Genomic DNA, 22026 nt, shown 5'->3' with positions numbered 1-22026 from the left:
TACCATTTCTTGAAAGAAGGAAGAAGTCCTTTGACTGTTTATGTAGAGGTTTTACAGGTTTTGTCGGATGGTGGGGAGAGGCAAAAAGAAAAGCACTTCATTCGTAGATGAAGTGCTTCCCTTTGTTTCAGTGATTAGCTGTTTTGTTGTTTGTTTTGCTCAGCTTTTTGGTTGTATTTTTTTACGTGCTGTGCGTCAGTCTCGCTAGCAAATTCAGTGCCATATTGACCGCCTTGTGCAGCAGCTTGGTTTTGTTTTTTCACTTGTTGTGCGTTTGTTTTGTTTTGTTGTTTATCCATCATTATCACCTCCACGCACATTAATTTGTGCAGAAGGTGTACATCTTATTCATGATTTTTTTAAACAAGCAAAGAACGTCCGCCATCGACGATAATCGTCTGTCCTCTAATCATATCTGCTTTGCCTGATACAAGGAATTCTACACTGTCGACCATGTCTTTAATTTCCACCATACGGCCTGCTGGTGTATTTTTCTTAGCATCTTCTAATAGCTCTTCACGATTTGGGAAGTGCTTGAGTGCATCTGTATCGATGGCGCCGCCTGATACGGCATTTACGACGATATTTTTTTGTGACAGCTCAACGGATAAGTAGCGTGTCAACGCTTCTAGTGCTGCTTTAGATACACCGACCACCGTGTAGTTTTCAAGGTAGCGGATAGAGCCTAGTGAGCTAATGCTGACGATATGTCCGCCGCCGTTTTTCTCCATTAATTTGGCTGCTTCTTGTCCGCAGAATAACAAGGCTTTCGCATTGATATTCATGGTCCAGTCCCAATGATTTTCTTCAAGATCCATGATTGGACGCTGAACGCCAGATGCCGCATTGTTCACAAATACGTCTAAACGGCCAAACGTTTCGTCAATTTGCTGGAACATGTCTTTGATTTTCTCTGGCTGACCAACGTTGGCTTTGACAACTAATGTTTTAACACCCATCGCTTCAATTTCTTCAGCTGTTTCAAGTGCTGCTTTTTTGCTTCTTGCATAGTTAATGACAATGTCATATCCTTTTTCAGCCAGGCGAAGGGCCACTTCTTTCCCGACACCTCTACTGCTGCCTGTAATTAGTGCACATTTACGCTTGTTCATTATGGTTCATCTCCTGATTTGAATAGTTTTCGTCCATTCGCTTCACACTAATAGGAAAGTTCCTATTAGGAGGTTACATTCATGTATGTCGGACGCGATTTAAGCCAGCTTGGCATGATGTCAAAGGATCAATGGAAAGATACTGAGCTTGCTTTTTTTCATCATGCTTTCCAACAAATTTTACCTTATTTAAACGAAGAAGGGCAATCTAAGTATCGAGAAATCATTTCTGAAATTGAAAACCGCGGGGGTCTGCACCGAAATGAAGCCGATTATACCCATGGTACAACGGTTAAATATGACTAGGCTGTTCAAGTGCCATCTTCCATATTTTTTGATGTGAGACTGGCAAAGCATATGCCTCAAATTCTTCTGTTGTGACTTTTTTCAGCATCGTGTCATCAGATACAGAGGTCACACGTCCAAAGAAAACAGAAATATTCCAGATGAGGTGGGTAAATACATGTTGAATGGTGCCTTCTAAATCACCAAGTTCTGCTTGTACACCCGCTTCCTCTTTTAAGAAATCAATCAGCTGCTCTTTTTCCGTTTTTCTTCCCTTCATTGTTTCCATGTTTGGGAACTCCCATAAATTCGCAAGCAGACCTGTACTTGGACGCTTATGAATATAGAGGTGGCCTGCATCATCAAATAACACCACCGCTGCCATTGATTTCGCAGTCGGCTTTTTCTTTTTACTTTTCACCGGCAGCTCATGCTGAACGCCTTCCTCCAGTGCCGAGCAATGCATGTTCACAGGACAAATGAGACAGGCAGGAGAGGTTGGGGTGCAAATAAGCGCACCTAGCTCCATTAGCCCTTGATTGAATTCTGACGGCTTTTCCCGGGAAATGAGCTGATCAACCGCAAATTCGAAAATATTTCTCGTTTTTGGTTTTGCAATATCATCCCATATGGACAAAATACGGGAAATGACCCTCATCACGTTGCCGTCTACCGCAGGGTATGGCTTGTTATAGGCGATACTCAGCACTGCGCCGCTCGTATACGGGCCTACACCTTTCAGTTTTGAAAATTGTTCTTTCGTATCAGGGACAACGCCCTCGTAGGATTCATAGACTTCTTTCACAGCTGCCTGTAAATTACGCACTCTTGAGTAGTAGCCAAGACCTTCCCATGCTTTCATGACCTTTTCTTCATCAGCTAGTGCGAGATCTTTCACCGTCGGGAATTGCTCCATAAACCGATTGAAGTACGGAATGACCGTATCGACTCTCGTTTGCTGGAGCATCACTTCTGATACCCAGACGCGGTATGGATCTTGATTTTCACGCCATGGAAGTCTTCGTTGTTCTTTTTCATACCAATCGATTAAATCATGCTGAAAACCCGCAATATCTTTGCGGTCCAGCTTTTCTTGAATGTCTTTCATCTCTATACTCCTTCTTATCGAACCGAGAGCTAACGTTCTGAAAAGAACCTTATTTGTTGTATACTGTTTGTAGATACGTTAACATGTTACATTAAATCGGGATAAAGCAAAAGTGATTTTGCACATAGTCTTGATGAGAAACGTATACTTTGTATGATTGTTCCTAAGCATGACAACTAGGAGGTAATCAATTGGACACTGGTACTCATGTAGTAATGGGCATTTCTCTTGGGGGACTTGCGCTTTTAGATCCAGCCGTCAGCGCAGATCCACACATGGCTCATGCCGTGATGATCGCGACTATTGCCGGCTCCCAAGCACCAGACATTGATACTGTGCTAAAACTAAAAAATAATGCAGTTTATATAAGAAATCACCGAGGATTTACTCATTCCATTCCGGCTGTACTGTTCTGGTCATTGCTGATTCCGGCTGTGATTTTCCCATTTGTGCCGGGGGCAAATTTACTTCACCTTTGGTTATGGACACTATTAGCCGTCGTGCTTCATGTGTTTGTCGATATTTTCAATGCTTACGGCACGCAGGCCATTCGTCCATTTTCAAAAAAATGGGTAGCGCTTGGGATCATTAACACGTTTGATCCGTTTATCTTTTTTACCCATCTTGTCGCCATTGTCGTTTGGGCGATTGGCGGGCATCCCGGCTATACGTTTATTACGCTGTATGCCGTGATTTTCTGTTATTATATCGTCAGGGTCATCATGCAGCTTCAGATTAAACGTCAGCTGCGTGCACGATTCGATGAAATTGAAGACATTATTATTTCGCCTACGATGAAGTTCAGACAATGGCGCATTGCCGTGAAATGTAAATCCTCTTTCCATGTTGGACGCAGTATGAATGGTGAGATCATCATTTTAGACACCTTTAACCGTGTGCCGGTCCCTGATACTGAAATTATGAAAATTGCTAAGCAAGATGAAAACATTTCAGCCTTTCTCTCCTTCTCCCCTGTCTACCGGTGGGAAGTGGATAAATACAAGGATCATTATGAAGTCCGGTTCATTGATTTGCGCTACCGCAGCAAAGGTCACTATCCTTTTGTCGCGATCTGCCATATCGACATGGACCACCAAATCAAAAATTCCTATACCGGCTGGATTTTCAGTGAAGAAAAACTGCAAAAAAAATTAAGACTCGGCTCTGTGTGAGCGAGTCTTTTTTTGTGCTTACAACTCTTACATCTTCGTCATATATTCCACAATAAACTCCCAAAAGCCAGGTCCTTCTTGGTAAATCAGCCAGTCTACTTTTTCGATGAGTTTGATATAAAGTTCTTGTTCGAGGTCTTCTCTTTCTTGATATGTCGTGTTTTGTAGTTTCTTTTTGATCATGGGTGTGAAGGTTTCAATGAGTTCTTCCATTTCTCCATTGGTCATTTTGTCTTCGTGCACGGACATCTCCCCCTGTTTCTTCTTTTAGTTTGTTGAGCGCTTTTTTGTGGATGTTTGAGATGTTTTGTCTCGTTTCGCCTAGCCGGTCGGCTATTTCTTTCATTGTTTGACCTTCAACATAAATATGGGTTAAGACCATTTTTTGTTTGTCTGTGAGCTGCTGGTAGGCCTTGTACAATCTTTGATCTTGCAGGTGCTCTCCTAAGTCTTGCTGGTTGAAGAGCACGGCTTCATACGTATCGGTTTGAACAGGGTCTTTCACTTCTTGCGTATCAGGATGATCAAGTATGAGCGGAAAACGCTGCTGTTTCTTTTTTACTCGTTTGTCAAAGTCGACTGAAAAGATGCGGATCATTGTGGAAATATACTTGATGATGCGGATTTTTTGATAAAACTGTTTGAACTCGGAATCTAGTTTTTTCGCATTTTCTTCGTTTGGCTCTTCCATGACTTGCCGGAGCAGCTGCTGGTTTTTAGGATTGCTTAAAAATTGCTGAATGAGCGGGTGGTCAACGATTTCCTTCCATTTTGCTTTCAATAACAGCCGATAATCCATGTGCATCCTCCCCTTTGTTCTCTCTACTTGCATTAAGTGGACAAAAGTTAAAAAAAGTAAACTTTTTGAAACGGGTCTAATGGTTCATTTTCTCCCCCTTTGATTTCCTATTTCTTCTTTCATACCACTTATAGAGAAGACGAGCATTCGCTGGGAGGTGAGACAAATGGAGACCTTTTTTTCGGAGGAATGGTTGAAGCAGCTTGGTCAGGCTGGTTTCCCTGCCATTTTGACGGTTTATTTGCTGACACGCTTTGAACGAAAGTTTGATGAATTAAGCAAGCTCATCCAACGATTGGTCGCTGCTCAAAAAAATGATGAATCAGATTGACATCTTCTTGATTCGTTTCACCTTATGAAAACGAGGGCGAAATGAAAGGCCTTTTGTCACCTCACACAATACGATGTTGAAAGGGGATTTTATCATGAGTGAAAAGCAAAATGGGGTACCGCAGCCGATTCGAGGAGAAAAAGGAGCAACAGTCAAAATTCCACGTAATCTCGAGCGAGACAGACAAAACCCAGATATGCTCACGCCTCCAGAAACCGATCATGGAACGGTTCCCAACATGAAATATTCTTTTTCTGATACGCACAACCGTTTAGAAAAAGGCGGCTATGCCCGCGAGGTAACGGTGCGTGAACTGCCAATCTCTAAAAGTCTTGCCTCTGTGAACATGCGGCTAAAGCCTGGTGCGATTCGCGAACTGCACTGGCATAAGGAAGCGGAGTGGGCGTACATGATTTATGGGGAAGCCCGGATTACATCGGTTGATGCAGAGGGGCGCAATTTTACAGAAGATGTGACTGAGGGAGATTTATGGTACTTCCCTTCTGGCTTGCCGCACTCTATCCAAGCACTTGAACCGGGAGCGGAATTCTTGCTTGTGTTTGATGATGGGTCTTTCTCTGAAAATAGTACGTTCCAAGTGACTGATTGGCTTGCCCATACGCCAGAGGAAATCGTTCTCCAAAACTTTGGAATGACAAAAGAACAATTTAACAAGCTGCCAGAGAAAGAAAAGTATATTTTCCAAAAAGGAATTCCTGGTTCCCTTGAATGTGACAAGGTGCAAACAGAGCAAGGAGAAGTTCCGAATTCCTTTAAATATGAGCTGTTAAAACAAGAGCCGATTACGTCAAGCGGTGGACAAGTGTGGATTGCGGACTCTACCAATTTCAAAGCGTCTAAAACGATTGCATCCGCTCTTGTGAAAGTCGATCCAGGCGCCATTCGTGAGCTGCACTGGCATCCAAATACGGATGAATGGCAATATTTCATTTCTGGAAAAGCTCGAATGACGGTATTTGCTTCTGATGGACATGCGAGAACCTTCAACTATCAGGCGGGAGACGTTGGCTATGTGCCATTTGCGATGGGGCATTATGTAGAAAATACAGGTGACGAACCGCTTTATTTCTTAGAAATCTTTAAGAGCGATCATTATGCAGACATTTCACTCAATCAGTGGCTTGCGGTTACACCGAAACAGCTTGTTTTGGATCATTTAGATCAAGGTGAAGAATTCTTGAAATTGCTTGATACTGAAAAACATCCTGTCATTGCTGCACCTAAAAAAGAGGATTAATTCCACCTTCCTGCAAAAAGGCTGTCCTTTTTGCAGGTATCTTCATGTAAAGGAGTGTTGTTTACCCATGCAGCAATCTGTTCACGCTTTATGGCAAGGGGTGAAATGTCTGATAGCGCTATCAGCTGTCTGTTACATATTTTTGTTGTTTTGTGTACTGTTCTTTCATTTGACGGGTGCTTTTTATCAATCGATTTTATCGTTGCTTCTGTTTATGGGCATCTACGTTGTACTCGGGATCTCTTTTGAACATCTGGAACACGTGCTCATGTGTTTTGTTCGTAAGTGTCGGTCCAAAAAACGATCCATCGTTTTCTATGCCGTCTTATTTCACCTTTTGTTTATTTGGGGTGCTGTCTATTTATCAGACGAATTGGTTGACGGCATTTTGCTGACTACTTCTGAAGAAATTCTCTTTGCGCTAAGTCTTTGGCTATTTCATTTTTTGTTTGATTATGCGACGTTTTCGTTTGATAAGGAAGCTTCGTGAGGCGCTATCGTCTTTTTGTGGAGAGCGCTTGTTTGACCTGCTCCATATGATGAAGATCATGCTTAATCAAACCTTGAAAATAACTTGATAACGTCAGCTCGGTTTGACCGATCAGAAAGGGTGTAGTCCAGCGAGGTGCTTCGATTTTCTTCATTTCTTGAAGCAATTTTGTTCTAACAGCAATAAATCGCCCGATCGTCTCGCTTCTCTCTTCCTTTCTTGCTCTTTCGGCTGACTGCCGGTTCATTTCATGCACATCAGGTGCCTGAGGTAACGCTTTATTGTTCCAAAATTCCTTTAGGCGATCGTGTAAAATAAATTCATCCCATGGAACGAAATGAGCGATGATCTCAGCAATACTCCATTTTCCCTCAGCGATGGCGCTACGCCATTCTTCTTCTGTTACTTTCGTTAGTGACTGTACCCATTCAAGGGTGTGTTCATAGTGTTTTATCACGGTGTCTTTGTTCATGTTTTGTTATCCCCTTCATGTTTTTAAAAGAAGTTGATCAGAAATTGGTTAGTTTCATTCTTGCGAAATCATTTATAACATATTATCATATACTTTAATTACCAAATGAAGAGGGGGAATTGTGATACGCTGTCCTATATGAAAAAGCTTATTTTTTTGCACTAAAATAAACCGACCGGTCTGTTTATAAAATAGGAGGGAAAATAATGAAATCTCAAAATGTGATCATTATCGGCAGTGGTGTAGCAGGATTGGCTACTTCTTTATTCTTAAAAAAGGCTGGAATGGAAAGTACGATTTATGAAAGCAGGTCAGATGGAGAATTAGAAACAGGAGCAGGTTTTTTACTGTCTCCGAATGGGGTAAAGATTTTGGATGAAATCGGGTGTAAAAATGAAGTGATAGCAAATGCAACCGTGATAAAGAAGATCCAGCAAATAAACAGTGAAAATGAAGTAGAAGCGATCTTTCACAATTATAGTGAAAAATATTATGATGCTCCTTTACTGAACGTCATGAGAGACCAAATCATCAAATCACTTTTAAAAGAAGTTCACCGTCAAGGAATAGAAGTGAAATACAACAAAAAGTTAATCTCAATCAAACAGCAGCCTCATACCGTTCAGGTTCTTTTTGAAGATGAAACTGAGATAACAGGTGATATTGTAATAGGAGCAGATGGAACTTTTTCAAAAACAAGAGAGGCTATTGCGTTTAATGCTAAATTAGACTATAGCGGTTTTTGGGGACTACAAGGAGTATCGTTTGTGAAGGATTTTGTATTGGATGAGGCAACAAGTTATTTTTACAATGACGGAAACTTTCAATTCATTTTTGGGAAAGCGCATCCAACAAATAAAATGAATATTTTATGGCAAGCTTTCTCTCAGTGTCCTGAGAAGTTACCTACAAAACATTTTGAGAAAGCCAATAAAGAAACCATCCGACAGTTATTATATAAACAAATGGAACATTGGAACATTCCTAAACATCTTTCTGACATCATCGATCATACAAACATGTTCTTTCCAAGAAGTATCTATGAAATAAAGGATTTTCCTGTGTGGTCAAAAGGACGTGTTGTTCTTGTAGGTGATGCGGTACATACGGCGAACCCTTTTGTTGGTCAAGGAGCATCGTATAGTCTAGAAGATGCCATGCTCATAGCAAAGATGCTAAGGGATCATGATTATCGAGATGCGTTCTATTATTATGAAAAGGATCGAAGAAAGAGGACAGAAGAATTGAATGCGCTATTTCAGCACATGAGTATTCAAAACAATATTGATAAAAAAATGAACGAATACACGATTGAATGGGATGAAAAAACTTACGTATGAGATGAAAGATAAAAAACACCACTTATGCTAAAAAGTGGTGTTTCTTGTGTTGTCTCCGTGCATAAAGGATCGCACCAATCAAACTGACGAGTGAAATCAATGCGAGAATTCTGATATAAGGCGGATAGTAGGTTAGCACGATCTCGTTTTTTCCTTTTTCTATTGGAAAACCGATAAACGCATAATTGGCTTGTTCAATCTCGGTTTGATAGCCGTTCACCGTGAGCTCCCAGCCTTTTTCATATGGAACAGGCAGAATCATATAATCATCGCTGCGCTTGTTCTCATAAGAAATCGTAAAGCGGTTATTTTTAAGCTTCACCTGCTGGCTGCCATCATCCTGTTTTTCTTTTTCATATGCCCGCGCAAGGGTGTGGTAAGGCTCATGATACAACTTTAATTGACTCAGCTCATACGTCCCTTTTGGCACTCGTATGGAAAGGATTTTTTCCGCAGGGACTCGAATCGTCACGTCATTAACGCCTGTTTTGTAGATAGACGTATTGCTTTTGCGTGATGTGACGTAGTCATCCACAGATAACTGAAACCCTTCGTTACGGTCGGTCCGCTTCACATAAAAGCTCACATACACATCCCCCACGCGAGCGATATCATCTGGAAGGGTGATATTCAGCCCGCCCGTTTCCCCGTATACATCAAGCACGCCATTTTCGTATACCGCGTGTTCAGTATGAATGTTTGTATCCTTTATTCGATCAGGCGATTGGTCGATTTCAGCATTTCCTTTTTTGTTTAAGATCACACCTTGCAACATCGCATGTTCTTTATCAAGTGCTGACACATGCTCTAGTGACTTTTCTGAATAGACGGTACTCGTTGTTCTTGCAAATGGGAGCGGGCGTGTATTTTCATACACTTCATAATGTTCGCTTTCCAATATGGGCTTAAAATAAACCGGCGGTGAGAAAGACATCGATTTGTCTCTCATATAATACTTCCCGTAGGTCAGACTGTATAAATTCGCCCTGTCCCCCATTGTTGCATACCGGCTGACACTTTCCCGTCCCATATCAATTTGCAGGTCATTCCAGTAGAAATGGAGCAGATGCTGATTCAATATACTTGAATACGCACTCATGCCTTGAAAGCCTTCAAATAACGGGGTGTTGTTGCGCACGCCGTTCATCCAATCAATCCGGGCAAGCGGATCTTCTTTTGAGCGGCTTTGAATCTGCTGAATGAGCTTCATTTGCTCATGTCCAGCATACGCCTCACTATTCAGATACGTATGTGATACGCTCTTAATATTGCTTCTTTCAAATAAGTAGCCCTGCTGATACACGCCTGCTGTCAGTAAGCTCACAACGATGAGCACAGCTGAAAAGAGTCGAAGGTGCAGACGTTTTCCCGCATGTATTGAGAGGAAGAACAAACTGATCACAAGCAGTCCTATTCCGGTAAATACAACAACATCCATATTTCCCTTTGCTCGTTCTGAAAGGGCGACTGCGAGAAGGAATACAATCCAAGCGCCTAAAACCGCACGTGTTTTCCACTTCCACTCCATTTGCGAGAAATGCTTGATGGTGATGGCTACGGCTGCTCCAACTGTAAAAGCAAGAATATATTCAAATCTGTACTGCGGTGCAGAAAAACCATTAAACACGCTCGCCATCTTTGGACTGTAGTGAAAAATGATCAGCAGAACACTGATCGATGTGAACATGAAAAACCATCTGTTCCGGTATAGCGGAACGAGAAACAGACAAATCAGAAAGATGACCGGCAATAAGTACACCCTGCTTGTAAACAGCAGATGATCATGCAGCTCGAACCAAGGAATTGCCTGTTCATACGGCGGTCTTACATTATTGAGAAAGCCGTAAACAGACGGAATAAAAAAGGCAGCACTGATCCCAAACGATAACAGCGTAGAGATCGCAAGGGTCCAGAACACCTTCCAGCCTCGCTCCTCGCTTTGAAGCTTGATCATATATCTGAAGACGAGATAAATGGCTAAAAAGATAAAGTGAATGTAAGCAAAGTAAAAATTATTGATCAGCATGAGACTGCAAGCCGCAATAAACCAAGCCGGCTTGCCTGTTTTAAAAATCCGTTCAACCCCGAGCACAAGCAGCGGAAGCCACATCATGCTGTCGGTGAAAAACTCCCAAAACGTTTGATGCCGAAAGTACACAATAGACAGTCCGTAAATACCGGCACCTGTCAGCGCCCCCAGCCTATGTTGCACAATCGAAAGGAGCACACGATATGCGATGAACAGAATGACTGTCAGCTTGATCACACTCAGCCAAATAACAGCATTTGCCCAAAAGTGAATATCTGTTGACTGTATAAGGTGAAGCGCATTCAACAGCCAGACGACAGCGACTGTGACCATAAAGACCATCGACGTTGTAAAATAATAACCTAATTGCGTATATGTACCGCCGCCTAGACCAAATTGATAGGAATAAAAGAAGTTTCCTTTGACGTATTCATCATACAGCAGCTTTTTAAACGGGAGCATTTGCGAAATGCCATCCCCATCTCCCGTCATATATCGGCCTTGCGTATATTCATATAAGAAAAAGGAGTGTCCTAATAAAGCAAGAATGAGGCACATTCCAATGAGTATCCATCTACGTTTCATCATCTAAATCCTTTCTCCAAAAGATCCACTGTTCTTTGAAACAAAACAACCCAGCAAGCGATTCGTGCTTGCCGGTTATTTGACTCCACGTTATTTAAATAACTGCGTTAACACTCGGTCTTGTTTTTTTGAGCTTGTCTCTTGTTCCATGACATTTGATTCTTGAATTAAGTAATGCGGCCTCTTTTTCGTTTCATAGTAAATTCGGCCAATGTATTCTCCGATCACACCTAGACTCAAGAGCTGGACACCACCGAGGAAAAGCACAGCTGAGATTAAAGTGAAATAACCCGGTACCATGATGCCCGTTCTGACGATTTGAATAAAGGTCGCCACGATGTAAATCAAAGAGAGAAATAAGATCAAAATACCCGTATAAAAACAAATACGCAGCGGGCGGTTGTTAAAGGAAATGACACCATCAATCCCGTAGTTAAATAATTTCTTCAGTGACCATTTTGTATCACCATGCTGTCTTTCCACATTTTCATAATAGATGACCTTTTCTTCAAAGCCAATCCAGCAAAAAAGGCCTTTTGAAAAACGATTTCCCTCTTTCAGCTGAAGCAATGCGTCGATCGCTTGACGGGAAATTAAGCGGAAATCTCCTACACCATCACGCAAGTCCACTTCGACCACCTTGTTCATCACTTTATAATACATCGATGATAGGTAAGAACGAAGCTTGCTGTCCCCTTTACGGTTTCGTTTGGCAATGACTTGATGATAACCTTCTTCGTAGCCTCTAACAAAATCCTGAATCAAATACGTTGGGTGCTGCAGGTCGGCGTCCATAATGATCGCAGCTTCCCCTTTTGCATGCTCAAGACCTGCTAAAATTGCAGCTTCTTTCCCAAAGTTACGAGAAAAGGAAATGTATTTGACTTTTGCACTTTTGTGAGAGAGCTCTCTCATGTATTGAAGCGTATTGTCTTTGCTTCCATCATTCACAAAGATGATTTCAAAGTCATAATGAAAATCGCGAAACTCTTCCTCGAGTGCCTCAAAGATTCGTCTGATGTTTTCACCTTCATTGTAAGAAGGAATTATAACAGAGAGCAGTTCCCGTTCCATATCGCACCTTCTCTTCACTTTTTTCACATAGTCTGTTATGTTCATTATTCCTTTTTTGTCAGAAAACGAAACCCTTTTTTATTATCCATAAATTTCATGTATCCTTAATCGTTACATTATATCAGAGTTTTATTTCCAGTGATTTTCACCAACATGAATTTAATGTAATTTTAAGTTTATCCATTGTAAAAAGCCTGTAATTTTGATCACAGACTGGGTATTGTTTCATAAAATTGTTTGGTCATTTATATATTTTCCTGTTTGTTGAAAAAGATGAGTCGAAGTGAAAAGGGCAACCCTTTTAATGCAGTAGCCCTTTGTCGTTTTGTTGCAGATGCTCATTTGCCTTCGATTGTTTATTTTGAAATAAATGCAGCTGAGCGCCGTAGCTTTCGATCCATTCTCGGACAATCCGTTCAGTCGTTTCCTGTCCTTTATATTTGCGGCCAGCCTTTGCATAGGTTGTTTCAAAATCACTCCAAAGGAGCTCTACCCATGTACGTGCTTCTTCATATGTGAGCATATTGTTTTTTTCCATTAGTTGTTCGGTTAATCGCTCAAAATATTGTTCCATACTGGTTCCTCCTTCATCTAGCAGAAAGTGCCTTTTTAAAAAAATCTCTTTTTTCATATACTACCCTTACGTCTTCAAAAGACGCAAATGATTTGTATTGTTTGGAGGGAATCAGTATGCGTAATAAAGCAAAGGGCTTTCCAAATCAAGTGAATCACAAGTTTGAAGGCGAACCAGGGGCCACAGATGCTTATGCGTCTAAAAGGCCGAACGGTGAGACGAATACACGTCCACAGGAACGTATGAGGGCATCAGGGAAACGCTAATTTTTCCAAAGGGAGTGCTTGAGATATGAGTTCAAATGGGAAATCGTATATGGAAGACTTTGTTCAATTAAGAACAACCGCTTACCCACAACCATGGGCGAATGCTAAACATTCTGCCTCTCAGGTCAACGGAGAAACGCAGCAAACGCAGCACGACATCGTACTTCAGAACAACGTCCGTAAACAACGTTCGAAGTAAAGAAAAGGACTGATCGTTAGAGATCAGTCCTTCAGATTGTTGACAAAGGGCTAAAATGAACTTTATTTTAGCCCTTTGTCTTCTTTTCAGCGTGATAGAAAACCTTTGCAGTCTAGGAAGGACGAGTACTGGCGCGGAGCGAATTTGACATTCGTGAGCACCAGCACGCAGGACTGACAACGAATGCGAGGATTTGTCTACACGCTGAAGGACTGATCTCTAGAGATCAGTCCTTTTGCGTAAGCATTGAAATCGGCAGGGCATCTTCTTTATTTGGCGCTGATACTCTGTAGCCCCAAGCAAAAACACCATTTAAATACTCCACATAAAACTGCTCGTCTGTATCTTTGATGTGATAGGTCGTTTTGGTCTGAATAGCAGCTGGATCTAATAAATAGGCTTTCGCCATGTCAATTTTCCGCTCCAACACGGCATATTCATTCACAATGCCTAGCTGCTCAGCCTTTCTTGCTTTTTCAGAAAGAGCGGCAATCTCCTGCTTTAATTCGTATTCTGTCATTTCACTATAGCGTTTTTCCATCTGTCATTCCCCTTTGTCTAAAACGTGATCAATTGTATCAAGATCAAATCCTTTTCGGTAAAGGAATTGCTTCACTTTCATTTTTTTCTCAAATGATCCGTCATATCCTACCTTGCGTTTTGCCTTCTCAAGCATATAGTGAAGGGCTTCTTCTTCCTTTTCCTCTTCTTGTCCATCATAGGCTTCTTGAAGGGCTTTATCAATGATATCAAATGAAAATCCTTTTCGCTGAAGCTGCAATTTGATACGCTGTTCAATTTCTTTTGCGGACCGGTTTTTCTCTTTCTTAACCAGCTTCAGCACTTGTTTCACTGCTTCCTCTAGCTGCAAATCATTCGGATATTGCGATAGTGCTTGTTCGATGGTGTCATCGTCTATGCCTTTCAGCTTTAATTCTTTTTTTAGCACTGACGGGCCTTTGCTATTCGTTTTTCGGTGGGTGCTTACATATGCTTCTGCAAATTCAAGATCATTTACATACTTATAATGTTTTAATTTGTGTATAATTTCACTAATAGCAGGTGCTGGTATGTCTTTTTTCGTCAAATAATCGGTGACTTCTTTCACTGATCTCATCCGATACGATAAATAATCGACGGCCTGCTGAAATCCTTTTTTTACTGCATCACCGAATTGAATCTCTATGATATCGGCTTCATCCAGCTCTTTTCCCTTTTTCAAATCATGCTGGACGAGCACATCTAGATCAACGCTAAAAGCGTATTTTTCATCAAGAAAGATGTTCACGCGTTCTGTATTGTTTTTCTGAGCAGAGATTTTCGTAATATAGGGCATCCTGTGATCACTCCTTTTTTCAAACAGTCAGGATGTTTCTTCTGATTCAAAATCGTGAAAGATATAGGTATGTATATGAGAGGAGAAGATGTCAATTGAATATCGCCATTACCGGAGGAACCGGGTTTATCGGCCAGCATGTCACAAAGGTGCTCGCAGCTGAAGGACATCATCTATATATTTTAACAAGAAATCCAAAGGAATCCGAACAAAATCATTTACACTATGTGCAGTGGCTGACAGAAGGTGCTAAGCCTGAACATGAATTGCCTGCGATTGATGTATGGATTAACCTTGCTGGAAAATCCATTTTCACACGCTGGACGGACAAAGCAAAAAAAGGCATTCTCTCCAGTCGTCTTCAATCCACACAAGAAGTGAGACGCATTATAGAAGCGCAGGAATCGAAACCATCTGTGCTCATTCAAGCAAGTGCTGTCGGTATCTATGGCACTTCTAAGACAGAGGATTTTACGGAGGAGGCCCCTCCAGCCGATACAGACTTTTTAAGTCATACGTCAAAGCTTTGGGAAGCTGAAGGGCAAAAAATTGAGGCGCTGCTCGGTATTCGCACGGTTTATACACGCTTTGGGGTAGTGCTAGGAGAGAAAGGCACACTTCCTCTTATGACCTTGCCATACAAGCTGTTTGCCGGTGGAACAATTGGCTCTGGCTCGCAATGGGTATCATGGGTTCACGTGGAAGATGTAGCACATCTCATTGCGTATGCCATTCACCATGAACACATATCAGGTCCACTCAATGTCACGTCTCCAAATCCTGTTCAAATGAAGCAGCTGGGGCAAACCATTGCATCTGTCCTTCATCGCCCTCACTGGCTGAAGGTGCCGTCCTTTGTCATCAAAACCGCACTTGGCGACATGTCATTGCTTGTATTAGAAGGCCAACGTGCTCTGCCGAAAAAGGCACTGCTGTCTTCTTATGAATTTTTACACCCTGAGCTAAAAGAAGCGATTTTGCATTCAGAGGAATAAATGTTGTCAAAAACACCCATCCTATTAAAAATGAGATGAGGGGGCGATTTTGATGAAGAAAAAAGAACACCAGCCGACTTCAAAACTGAAGAAAACCCAGGAAGTTCTGTATCAGCAGGAATTCAAAAAAGCGGAAAGAGCAGCAGAAAAAAGAAACAAATAAAGCGGATATTCCTCTTTTACAAGCACATAACTAAAGTGATCTTGTAAAGGAGGGAAAAGCTTTGAAAAAAGACCAACTCAAAAAATCCAACCAGCAGCTTGCGGCACAAGAGACGGATGGCGAATATGTTGAATTTTCCAAAGAACTTGCAGATCCGAATGACGTAAAAGCGATGGCACGTATGAAAGCAGCCGATCAGCGTGCCAAAAAACAATAAGTAAAAAAAACAGACCCTATCACAAGGTCTGTTTTTATTTGATTTCAGTTAGCAGGGTTGATGCCTTCTGACGTGACTTTTCCTCAGGCACCTCTTCTGGATAACCGATGTGAAGAATCGCAGCAAAGCGTTCGTTTTCCTTTAATCCCATATCCTGTTGAAACCCTTTGTCGTATAAAATACGGCCGCTCTTCCATACCATACCGATTCTTTGATCCCAAGCCAGCAGCTGGAAGTTTTGAATGAGCGCACTCACAGCGGCAAAATCATCATTTCTCACAACTGGATTTTCGTCTTCTTTTAGAACAACAAGTAAAAGTGCTGGTACTTTAGAAAAATAATCTCTGTACTGATTGATCTTTTCTTCTTTTGCGTCTGGATTGTTGCGTTTAAAGAAAGCAATAAACCGCTCCACAAATACCTCTTTTGCTTCATCCGTCACTGCATATAAAAAACGCCAAGGTTCCGTGATTTTATGATTGGGTGCATAGACTGCGTCCTCTAATAATGGCTGAAGCTGTTCAATGCTCACCGGCGTTTCTTTGAATTTTCGAATCGATCGTCTATATCTGACAGCGTCTCGAACCGTTAACGCTTCTGTTTGTTGTTTTGTTTCTGGCATATATGTCATCCTTTCAATCAACCTTAATTGAAATTGATTCTCATTCACATTATAAACATGATCATGTGTTGTTTGCAAATAGGACCTCACCTCTCTGCTAAAAAGTTGTTTGACTTTTTCAAGTAATGTTACAATCATATTACGTTTTAAACAAATTTTGAGAAAAAAGCCAAGATGATGAAATGATTTCAGGTATTTCCACTTTGTCTCATGCGGCTATTTTTTCAAAAAGCTTTCAACCCATGATTGGAAGGGAGGCTTCTGGATGGAATGAAAATCAATATTGGGCAAATCATCAAACTCTATCGTTATAAACAAAATATGACCCAATCGGAGTTGGCAGAAGGAATTTGTTCTGTCTCTCATTTAAGTAAAATTGAAAATGGCTCAAAAGAGGCCAATCAAGATACGATCAATCTTTTGCTTGAACGGCTTGGAATTAGTCAAGAAACGCTGTCGCAAAAGGCGCGTCACCTGCTGTCATTGCTCGATGAGTTTCAAATGAACATGTATTTCTATGCGCTCGATCAAGCAGAGCAAAATGCAGAAATGATCATTCATCACGAGGAACAGTTCTTTTCGCTAGATTTAGGGATTCAGTATCATTTGTCCTTATTTCAATTTTATTTATTAACAGAAAAACAACAGCTTGCCTTAAAAACACACCGCGTGCTTAAAAAGTTTGAAAAAACCTTTATTGACACAGAAAAAGAAACGTTTGAATATCTAGATGGCATCCACCAGATTAAAATCGGTCAGCTCGAAGAAGGATTGAAAAGACTTGAAAGCTGCTTTTCTTACGCTTCTGTTGAACAGAGTGACCTGTATTATCACTATGCAAAAGCACTTGGAGCTATGGGGCATCTCGGTGATGCGCTTGAGGCCACACATCAAGCAATGGATTTGTATAGACAAAAAAATAATTTCAAGCGGGTCATCCATTGTACACTCATTCATGGGGTCATCTCACTGGAATTAAAGGCCTTTCAAACAGCTAAAAGATATTTAAAAGAAGTGATTTTACACACGTCGCTTCACCCTGATGCTTATATTAAGATGACAGCTTATTTTTATTACGGGGTTCTCTTAAAACGCCAAGGAGATTTCTCATCCGCTGTGCCTTATTTACTAGATTCACTCAATTATTTTAATCAAGAACAGATAGAAGATCGTTACTGTGAAACGCTTTATGAAATCGCGACATTGTATGCGGAATATGATCGCAAAAAGGCGCTTCCATACATACACGAGCTGCTCAAACAGCCTCGTATTCAACCAAACTGTTTATATATGATTAAAATCTATAAATTGATGATTGAAGAGAATCCTCATGATTTGAAAACTTATTTAGTAGAAGCAGCGATTCCTTACTTTGAACACAATCAGCTCCACAATGAGTACTTGTTTGCTCTTAGAACCTTACTTTCCTATGCGGCTTCTGAGCTTGATAAGCGTGCTTATATGTCTTACACAACGAAGCTACTTGATCACTTAGCATCATATATCCCATATTACAAAAAAGCATGACCTTCTGCCGATCGAAGGTCATGCTTTTTCTATGATTAGATGGTTTTTTGTTGATCTGTATCGGGACGGGTGACTTGTTCGACTGAATGAATGTACCGTTTTCTCGCAAAATAATCGTAAGCATGCTGCCCAAAGCCAAGCCAAATGCTGAGTACAATGAATGGGACCGTTCCCCATAATGCAGGGATGTGACAAGCCATTCTCAGCCAAGTATAAATCCCTGAGTTTTTTTGATTTTTCGCTAAGGAAATAGACACGATTCGTTTCTCTGCCTTCTCTTCACTAATTTTATTCAGTCTCAGCAGCTGTGAGTGTCTAAATGATTCAAAGTGAATTCGGTTTTTCCAATCGAGTGATTTCAACAGGTCAATCGCTTTTGCACATGAAGGACTTTGTCCGTCATAAAACACAAGCAGTCTGAGTGATTTGATGGAACGCTGTTCTCTTTTCTTTGATTCAGCGAGCTTCTTTTTTTCTTGATCGAGATAGATGATTTTTTTCATAAATTGATCGCCAGCCCTTTTCCTTCATTTATTTTTTTTAGTTCGTTCAAAGGAGATTACAACTAGATTACTATAGTTGCTGGGCCTCTTGTATTGGGAAAAAGCCATCCGACGTGCGTTATATGAGCCTTTAGATAAGGGCAAAATAGCTGTTTTCATGGCATATATGAGGTTTTTCAACTAAAAGTGGTTGGGAAAATCGTGATGCTTTGCGGTTTTCTGCGGTATTTGATAGAATTCTGCGGTTTTTCTACATCTTTATGCGGTGTTTTGTAGGTGAAACGCAAAAACAAGATAAAAAAAGACTACTTCCCATTGCGGCGAAGTAGTCTTTTGGTTTATATTTTTGCCAAAACTTCTACTATTTCTTTCTCAATATCTTTCCATAAGTAACGATCTGTCGTATAGTGATGTGCGGCTTCTTTCGCAAACACTTTAAATGCTTCCTCAAAATCAGGTGCATCTTTATCCGGCTTTTTCTCGTCGACAAAGCGCTGAGCTTCTGCTGAGCGAGGTCCCCATTTCCCCACTTCTTTCCCGTCCTGATCAATGATGACGATAATCGGAATTGATCTTGCGGTCCCGTTCGTTAAATACTGATCCATCAGGTCTAGATGCTCGTCCCGAATGAAATAGCGCGCATCAATCAGTGCTTCATTTGCAATACGCATGAAAATAGGTACATTGACCATCGCATCACCGCACCAATCTGCCGTGATCACAAGCGCTCTCAGTTTTTTCTTTTGAAGTTTTTGAAGCAGCTCTTTTTCCTTTTGATGAATTGCGTACTGGTTGTACACCGTGAGTAAGTTTTCACGGTTTTTCTCCATGTTGTGTACATATGTACGTTCAGCTAATCCCTTTGTAAACCATTCATTTAGTGTCATGTGAACATCCCCCTTACCCTTCAACTTTACCACTTTTGCTATTCTTTTGTCTAAAAAAACCTTCACCTAGTGAAAGGTAAAGGTTCTTTGGACTTATGGACGCCGTTTTCGATTTGGGTCCATTCCTATCAGCTTAGTGACGAGCACCATTGTGACAGGCAGTGATGTATTCTTTTTATACGCTAAATATTTTCCGCGCCATTCTGGTTTATATTTCTGTTTAAACGACCGTAAGCCGCTGAAACTATACATATATCTGACGTTATTGAAGATGACACTCGCCAAACGTTCTGTCAGAAAGGACTGGTGGAACGTGCCTACATTCGATAATGGCGCCATTCCCATGTTAAAGGATGTGTAGCCTTTTTCTTTCGCCCATTGAAAAAGGTGGATAAAGAGTGCATCCATCATCCCATTCGGTGCATCATGCATATGACGCATGAGGTCGATGGATATCTCTCCTTTTTGGTACATCGGCATTAAGGACACAAAAGATATGATCTGCCCTTGTTCATCCTTTAAAATCGCAATCGGTGCTTTTTGAAGGTAGTCTTCATGGAAATAGCCTAATGAAAATCCTTTTTCTTTTTTCTTGCCCAGCCAGCTGTCAGAGATTTGTTTTAAGGTTGAAATCAATTCCTCTGAAAAGGGCGGCTCCAGCATTTCAAACGTATAGCCTTCTCGTTCAAATTTATTTGCGACAGCCCGTAAGTTTGATTTTTTCTTTCCTGACAAAGAGAACGTTTCTAAATCGACCATGGCTTCTTCCCCAAGCTTAAAGAAGTGAAAACCTAGGTCATGATAAAGCGCCATTCCTTCACGTTCTACTTGATAAAAAGCGACACGATAGCCTGCTTTTTCTGTCTGCTCCAAAAATTCTTCTAGTACAAGCGGATAAGAGGCTTTACGGCCAGAAGGATCTCCAAGCACAATAACGCAGCGGCCAATCCGGCCAAACTGAAGCATCGCCTCTCCATCACTTGAGAAAAACAGTTTTTTGTCTCCCAAAAAACCTAGATGACTAAGAGCATTTCCTCCCTTTTCTTCGAGAAAAGTTTTTAATTTTTCTTCATCGGCTTCTTCGCCGATTGGAACTGCTTTTTTATTAAAAATCAATTTGCTAATGAAAAAGAAAAGAGGGACGCCAATTAAAGCAATCATACTGGTCATCGTGATATGCCGTTCATTATGAACCAAATAGTCCTTGCTTAAGAAATGACCAATTTTCATCCAAATGAAGTTCCCAATGACATTATAGTTAAACAACACGAGTAAATATCCGGCGGCGGCGGCCACAAACTGATTCAAAGAATAAGGCGCCTGCTGCTTCACAAATTGATTTCGAAGCGAGAAAAATACCACCATGATGACCGGCAATATAAAGATCAAACTCAGGTTAAACCCTTTTAGTAAAGTAAACACAAAGCCGCCTGCTAGGGCAATCATTGTCAATAGATAAGACCGTTTTGTTCTTTTATACACTTCAATGGACAAAATCATTAAAATGATCCCGAACATTAAAGAAAGACCATTAAATCCTGATAACAAAAAGCGTGGAATGGTTGTAATCACACCTAAACGATCAACAGGAAGCACAACGGAAGCCATAATGAGCAAACCGCTTCCAAACGTTAAAATGGACAAAGATCCGTACAATAAACGGATAAGCAGAGCACGGTGCAACACAATTAAGACGTTTGTTGTTTCAATAGCAGGCGCCATTCTCGGATTGCCTTCAAGACGCCTGAGTGTTGTTCCAGTTAAATCGTATGCCGCTAGACAAAGTCCAAGAATAAACGGGAAAATGGAGTAAACGAAGCGGTACAAGACAAGCGCTGTCAGCACCATCTCTTTATCAAACCCAATGTATTGCATACTGAGTAAAAAGATCAGATCAAACGAACCAAATCCGCCCGGAACCATACTAATTAAACCGCCGATTGACGCAATCGCAAAGACGCCTAATACAATTCGGACATCAACGTTCATCCCCATAGAGACAACAGCCATGTACATGACAAGACCAGCTGCCAGCCACTCTAAAAACGATGCACCAATATAAGCATAGATCGGGTGCTTCAGTCCGTTTTCACCGCTCTCAATCGAGCTTTTTCGAATGGACGCCATGATGATGTAAATGGGTACAATACAAGCAAAAATAATGACAAATGCCCATAACCACGGCTCCTGACTAATAATACTTTCAACTGGCAGGACCCTAACTAAAATCAAATCACTGAAAATAGATAAGCCCAGTAGAACGGAGGATGTCAAAAGGGCAATCCCTTTCAGCAGTTTTTTCGTATCTGTTATGTATTCCTTGTATAGAAGCGTTCTAAGCCCTGCTCCTGATAAACCACCGAATCCAAGTACACTGTTAAAGGAGTTGGCGATCCAAGAAATTCGGATCGTTTTCCAGCCGCTGATGGGCATATCAAGGCTTTTTCTTAAAATAAAATCATATAAGGACATGGATAAAACAGCGACAAGTCCAAGAAAGACTAGAATAAACAAGTCCATTCGATTCAAGCTGTCAATAATATAAAACGTCTTTTTAATGGAAAGGCCGCTCAGCTCCTGCTTGGCGACAAAAATTAAGACAAGGATGATCACGATCGGAAAGAGCATTTTTAAGATCGTCATACCCGTTTTTTTGTTCCACATGTTTTTCCCAACTTTCTA

At 41.1% G+C, this 22026-nt stretch carries 26 protein-coding genes and 1 pseudogene; 12 read left to right on the top strand and 15 right to left on the bottom strand.

Translation table 11 applies throughout. From position 1 onward, the window contains the following. Positions 1-134 precede the first annotated feature (134 nt). Both MHB38_RS04240 and fabL read right to left on the bottom strand, forming a co-directional pair. A pseudogene (locus tag MHB38_RS04240) lies at positions 135-284 on the bottom strand (gamma-type small acid-soluble spore protein); the annotation flags it as partial. 75 nt (positions 285-359) lie between these two features. Beyond that, the gene (gene fabL / locus MHB38_RS04235) at positions 360-1112 is read right to left on the bottom strand and encodes an enoyl-[acyl-carrier-protein] reductase FabL (protein WP_007496726.1); all 753 of its coding nucleotides are present in this window, start codon (positions 1110-1112) and stop codon (positions 360-362) included. Positions 1113-1193: 81 nt separating this feature from the next. Between fabL and MHB38_RS04230 the strand changes: the two genes are divergently transcribed. Further along, positions 1194-1418: a hypothetical protein gene (locus tag MHB38_RS04230; RefSeq protein ID WP_008341962.1), complete on the top strand. Its 225-nt coding sequence runs from the start codon at positions 1194-1196 to the stop codon at positions 1416-1418. Here MHB38_RS04230 and mutY read toward each other — a convergent pair. Beyond that, a complete protein-coding gene (gene mutY / locus MHB38_RS04225; protein WP_202734624.1) occupies positions 1405-2505 on the bottom strand; it encodes an A/G-specific adenine glycosylase in 1101 nt (366 codons plus the stop codon). The genes MHB38_RS04230 and mutY overlap by 14 nt on opposite strands. 191 nt (positions 2506-2696) lie before the next feature. On the opposite strand from mutY, the gene MHB38_RS04220 reads away from it, so the two are divergent. After that, positions 2697-3677 (top strand): metal-dependent hydrolase, encoded by a 981-nt coding sequence (locus MHB38_RS04220; RefSeq protein ID WP_008341965.1) that lies wholly within the window; start codon positions 2697-2699, stop codon positions 3675-3677. Between the two features lie 27 nt (positions 3678-3704). On the opposite strand, the gene rsoA is transcribed toward MHB38_RS04220, so the two are convergent. Then, a complete protein-coding gene (rsoA, locus tag MHB38_RS04215) occupies positions 3705-3926 on the bottom strand; it encodes a sigma-O factor regulator RsoA (RefSeq protein ID WP_202734625.1) in 222 nt (73 codons plus the stop codon). Then, entirely contained in the window at positions 3874-4476 is a 603-nt protein-coding gene (locus MHB38_RS04210; RefSeq protein WP_057078299.1) for a sigma-70 family RNA polymerase sigma factor, read from the bottom strand. Before MHB38_RS04210 ends, rsoA begins: the two co-directional genes overlap by 53 nt. A gap of 166 nt (positions 4477-4642) precedes the next feature. Here MHB38_RS04210 and MHB38_RS04205 point away from each other — a divergent pair, with 166 nt between their 5' ends. The 3 genes from MHB38_RS04205 to MHB38_RS04195 all read left to right on the top strand — a co-directional run bounded on the left by MHB38_RS04205 (position 4643) and on the right by MHB38_RS04195 (position 6555). Continuing rightward, positions 4643-4807 (top strand): YvrJ family protein, encoded by a 165-nt coding sequence (locus MHB38_RS04205; protein ID WP_073204399.1) that lies wholly within the window; start codon positions 4643-4645, stop codon positions 4805-4807. Between the two features lie 94 nt (positions 4808-4901). Then, on the top strand, positions 4902-6065 hold the full coding sequence (locus MHB38_RS04200; protein ID WP_035391265.1) for an oxalate decarboxylase family bicupin: 1164 nt from the start codon (positions 4902-4904) through the stop codon (positions 6063-6065). A gap of 67 nt (positions 6066-6132) precedes the next feature. Then, positions 6133-6555 carry a regulatory YrvL family protein gene (locus MHB38_RS04195; RefSeq protein ID WP_202734626.1) on the top strand — a complete coding sequence of 141 codons (423 nt, stop codon included), beginning with the start codon at positions 6133-6135 and terminating at the stop codon, positions 6553-6555. A gap of 4 nt (positions 6556-6559) precedes the next feature. Here MHB38_RS04195 and MHB38_RS04190 read toward each other — a convergent pair whose 3' ends face one another. Further along, positions 6560-7027, bottom strand: a complete 468-nt coding sequence (locus MHB38_RS04190; protein WP_202734627.1) for a DinB family protein — start codon at positions 7025-7027, stop codon at positions 6560-6562. A gap of 206 nt (positions 7028-7233) precedes the next feature. On the opposite strand from MHB38_RS04190, the gene MHB38_RS04185 reads away from it, so the two are divergent. Continuing rightward, complete coding sequence (locus MHB38_RS04185; RefSeq protein ID WP_202734628.1) at positions 7234-8367, top strand: FAD-dependent oxidoreductase; 1134 nt, start codon at positions 7234-7236, stop codon at positions 8365-8367. Positions 8368-8389: 22 nt separating this feature from the next. On the opposite strand, the gene MHB38_RS04180 is transcribed toward MHB38_RS04185, so the two are convergent. From MHB38_RS04180 to MHB38_RS04170, 3 genes are all read right to left on the bottom strand, one after another. Then, positions 8390-10984, bottom strand: coding sequence for a YfhO family protein (locus MHB38_RS04180; RefSeq protein ID WP_202734629.1), 2595 nt, complete (start codon positions 10982-10984; stop codon positions 8390-8392). A gap of 87 nt (positions 10985-11071) precedes the next feature. Next, complete coding sequence (locus tag MHB38_RS04175; protein WP_017366872.1) at positions 11072-12055, bottom strand: glycosyltransferase family 2 protein; 984 nt, start codon at positions 12053-12055, stop codon at positions 11072-11074. A gap of 301 nt (positions 12056-12356) precedes the next feature. Continuing rightward, entirely contained in the window at positions 12357-12629 is a 273-nt protein-coding gene (locus MHB38_RS04170; RefSeq protein ID WP_017366871.1) for a YfhJ family protein, read from the bottom strand. A 116-nt stretch (positions 12630-12745) separates the two neighbouring features. On the opposite strand from MHB38_RS04170, the gene MHB38_RS04165 reads away from it, so the two are divergent. Continuing rightward, entirely contained in the window at positions 12746-12895 is a 150-nt protein-coding gene (locus MHB38_RS04165) for a small, acid-soluble spore protein K (protein ID WP_003217849.1), read from the top strand. Between the two features lie 25 nt (positions 12896-12920). Beyond that, positions 12921-13094 (top strand): YpzG family protein, encoded by a 174-nt coding sequence (locus MHB38_RS04160; protein WP_003217811.1) that lies wholly within the window; start codon positions 12921-12923, stop codon positions 13092-13094. A 226-nt stretch (positions 13095-13320) separates the two neighbouring features. Here the strand turns inward: MHB38_RS04160 and MHB38_RS04155 are convergent, their stop codons facing one another. Further along, positions 13321-13635, bottom strand: a complete 315-nt coding sequence (locus MHB38_RS04155) for a YfhH family protein (protein WP_008341991.1) — start codon at positions 13633-13635, stop codon at positions 13321-13323. Between the two features lie 3 nt (positions 13636-13638). Further along, on the bottom strand, positions 13639-14430 hold the full coding sequence (gene recX, locus MHB38_RS04150) for a recombination regulator RecX (protein ID WP_017358838.1): 792 nt from the start codon (positions 14428-14430) through the stop codon (positions 13639-13641). 95 nt (positions 14431-14525) lie between these two features. On the opposite strand from recX, the gene MHB38_RS04145 reads away from it, so the two are divergent. The 3 genes from MHB38_RS04145 (at position 14526) to MHB38_RS04135 (ending at position 15805) form a co-directional block, all read left to right on the top strand. After that, positions 14526-15425 (top strand): TIGR01777 family oxidoreductase, encoded by a 900-nt coding sequence (locus MHB38_RS04145; protein ID WP_202734630.1) that lies wholly within the window; start codon positions 14526-14528, stop codon positions 15423-15425. 52 nt (positions 15426-15477) lie between these two features. Then, entirely contained in the window at positions 15478-15588 is a 111-nt protein-coding gene (locus MHB38_RS04140; RefSeq protein ID WP_017358836.1) for a YfhE family protein, read from the top strand. Between the two features lie 61 nt (positions 15589-15649). Then, on the top strand, positions 15650-15805 hold the full coding sequence (locus tag MHB38_RS04135; RefSeq protein ID WP_048002109.1) for a YfhD family protein: 156 nt from the start codon (positions 15650-15652) through the stop codon (positions 15803-15805). Positions 15806-15839: 34 nt separating this feature from the next. Here the strand turns inward: MHB38_RS04135 and MHB38_RS04130 are convergent, their stop codons facing one another. Next, complete coding sequence (locus MHB38_RS04130) at positions 15840-16427, bottom strand: nitroreductase family protein (protein WP_234891336.1); 588 nt, start codon at positions 16425-16427, stop codon at positions 15840-15842. Between the two features lie 270 nt (positions 16428-16697). Here MHB38_RS04130 and MHB38_RS04125 point away from each other — a divergent pair, with 270 nt between their 5' ends. Then, positions 16698-17954 carry a transcriptional regulator gene (locus MHB38_RS04125; protein WP_008341668.1) on the top strand — a complete coding sequence of 419 codons (1257 nt, stop codon included), beginning with the start codon at positions 16698-16700 and terminating at the stop codon, positions 17952-17954. Positions 17955-17989: 35 nt separating this feature from the next. Here MHB38_RS04125 and MHB38_RS04120 read toward each other — a convergent pair whose 3' ends face one another. The 3 genes from MHB38_RS04120 to mprF form a co-directional block, all read right to left on the bottom strand. Then, positions 17990-18457: a thiol-disulfide oxidoreductase DCC family protein gene (locus MHB38_RS04120; RefSeq protein WP_007496690.1), complete on the bottom strand. Its 468-nt coding sequence runs from the start codon at positions 18455-18457 to the stop codon at positions 17990-17992. 338 nt (positions 18458-18795) lie between these two features. Then, the gene (locus MHB38_RS04115) at positions 18796-19344 is read right to left on the bottom strand and encodes a thioredoxin family protein (protein WP_008341670.1); all 549 of its coding nucleotides are present in this window, start codon (positions 19342-19344) and stop codon (positions 18796-18798) included. A gap of 93 nt (positions 19345-19437) precedes the next feature. Then, the gene (gene mprF / locus MHB38_RS04110) at positions 19438-22008 is read right to left on the bottom strand and encodes a bifunctional lysylphosphatidylglycerol flippase/synthetase MprF (protein ID WP_041090743.1); all 2571 of its coding nucleotides are present in this window, start codon (positions 22006-22008) and stop codon (positions 19438-19440) included. Positions 22009-22026 lie beyond the last annotated feature (18 nt).

Source organism: Bacillus sp. FSL K6-3176 (assembly GCF_038003325.1).
Taxonomy (GTDB): domain Bacteria; phylum Bacillota; class Bacilli; order Bacillales; family Bacillaceae; genus Bacillus; species Bacillus altitudinis.
Note: the sequence above shows the minus strand (reverse complement) of the source record. Positions and strands in the feature narration are given on the sequence as shown.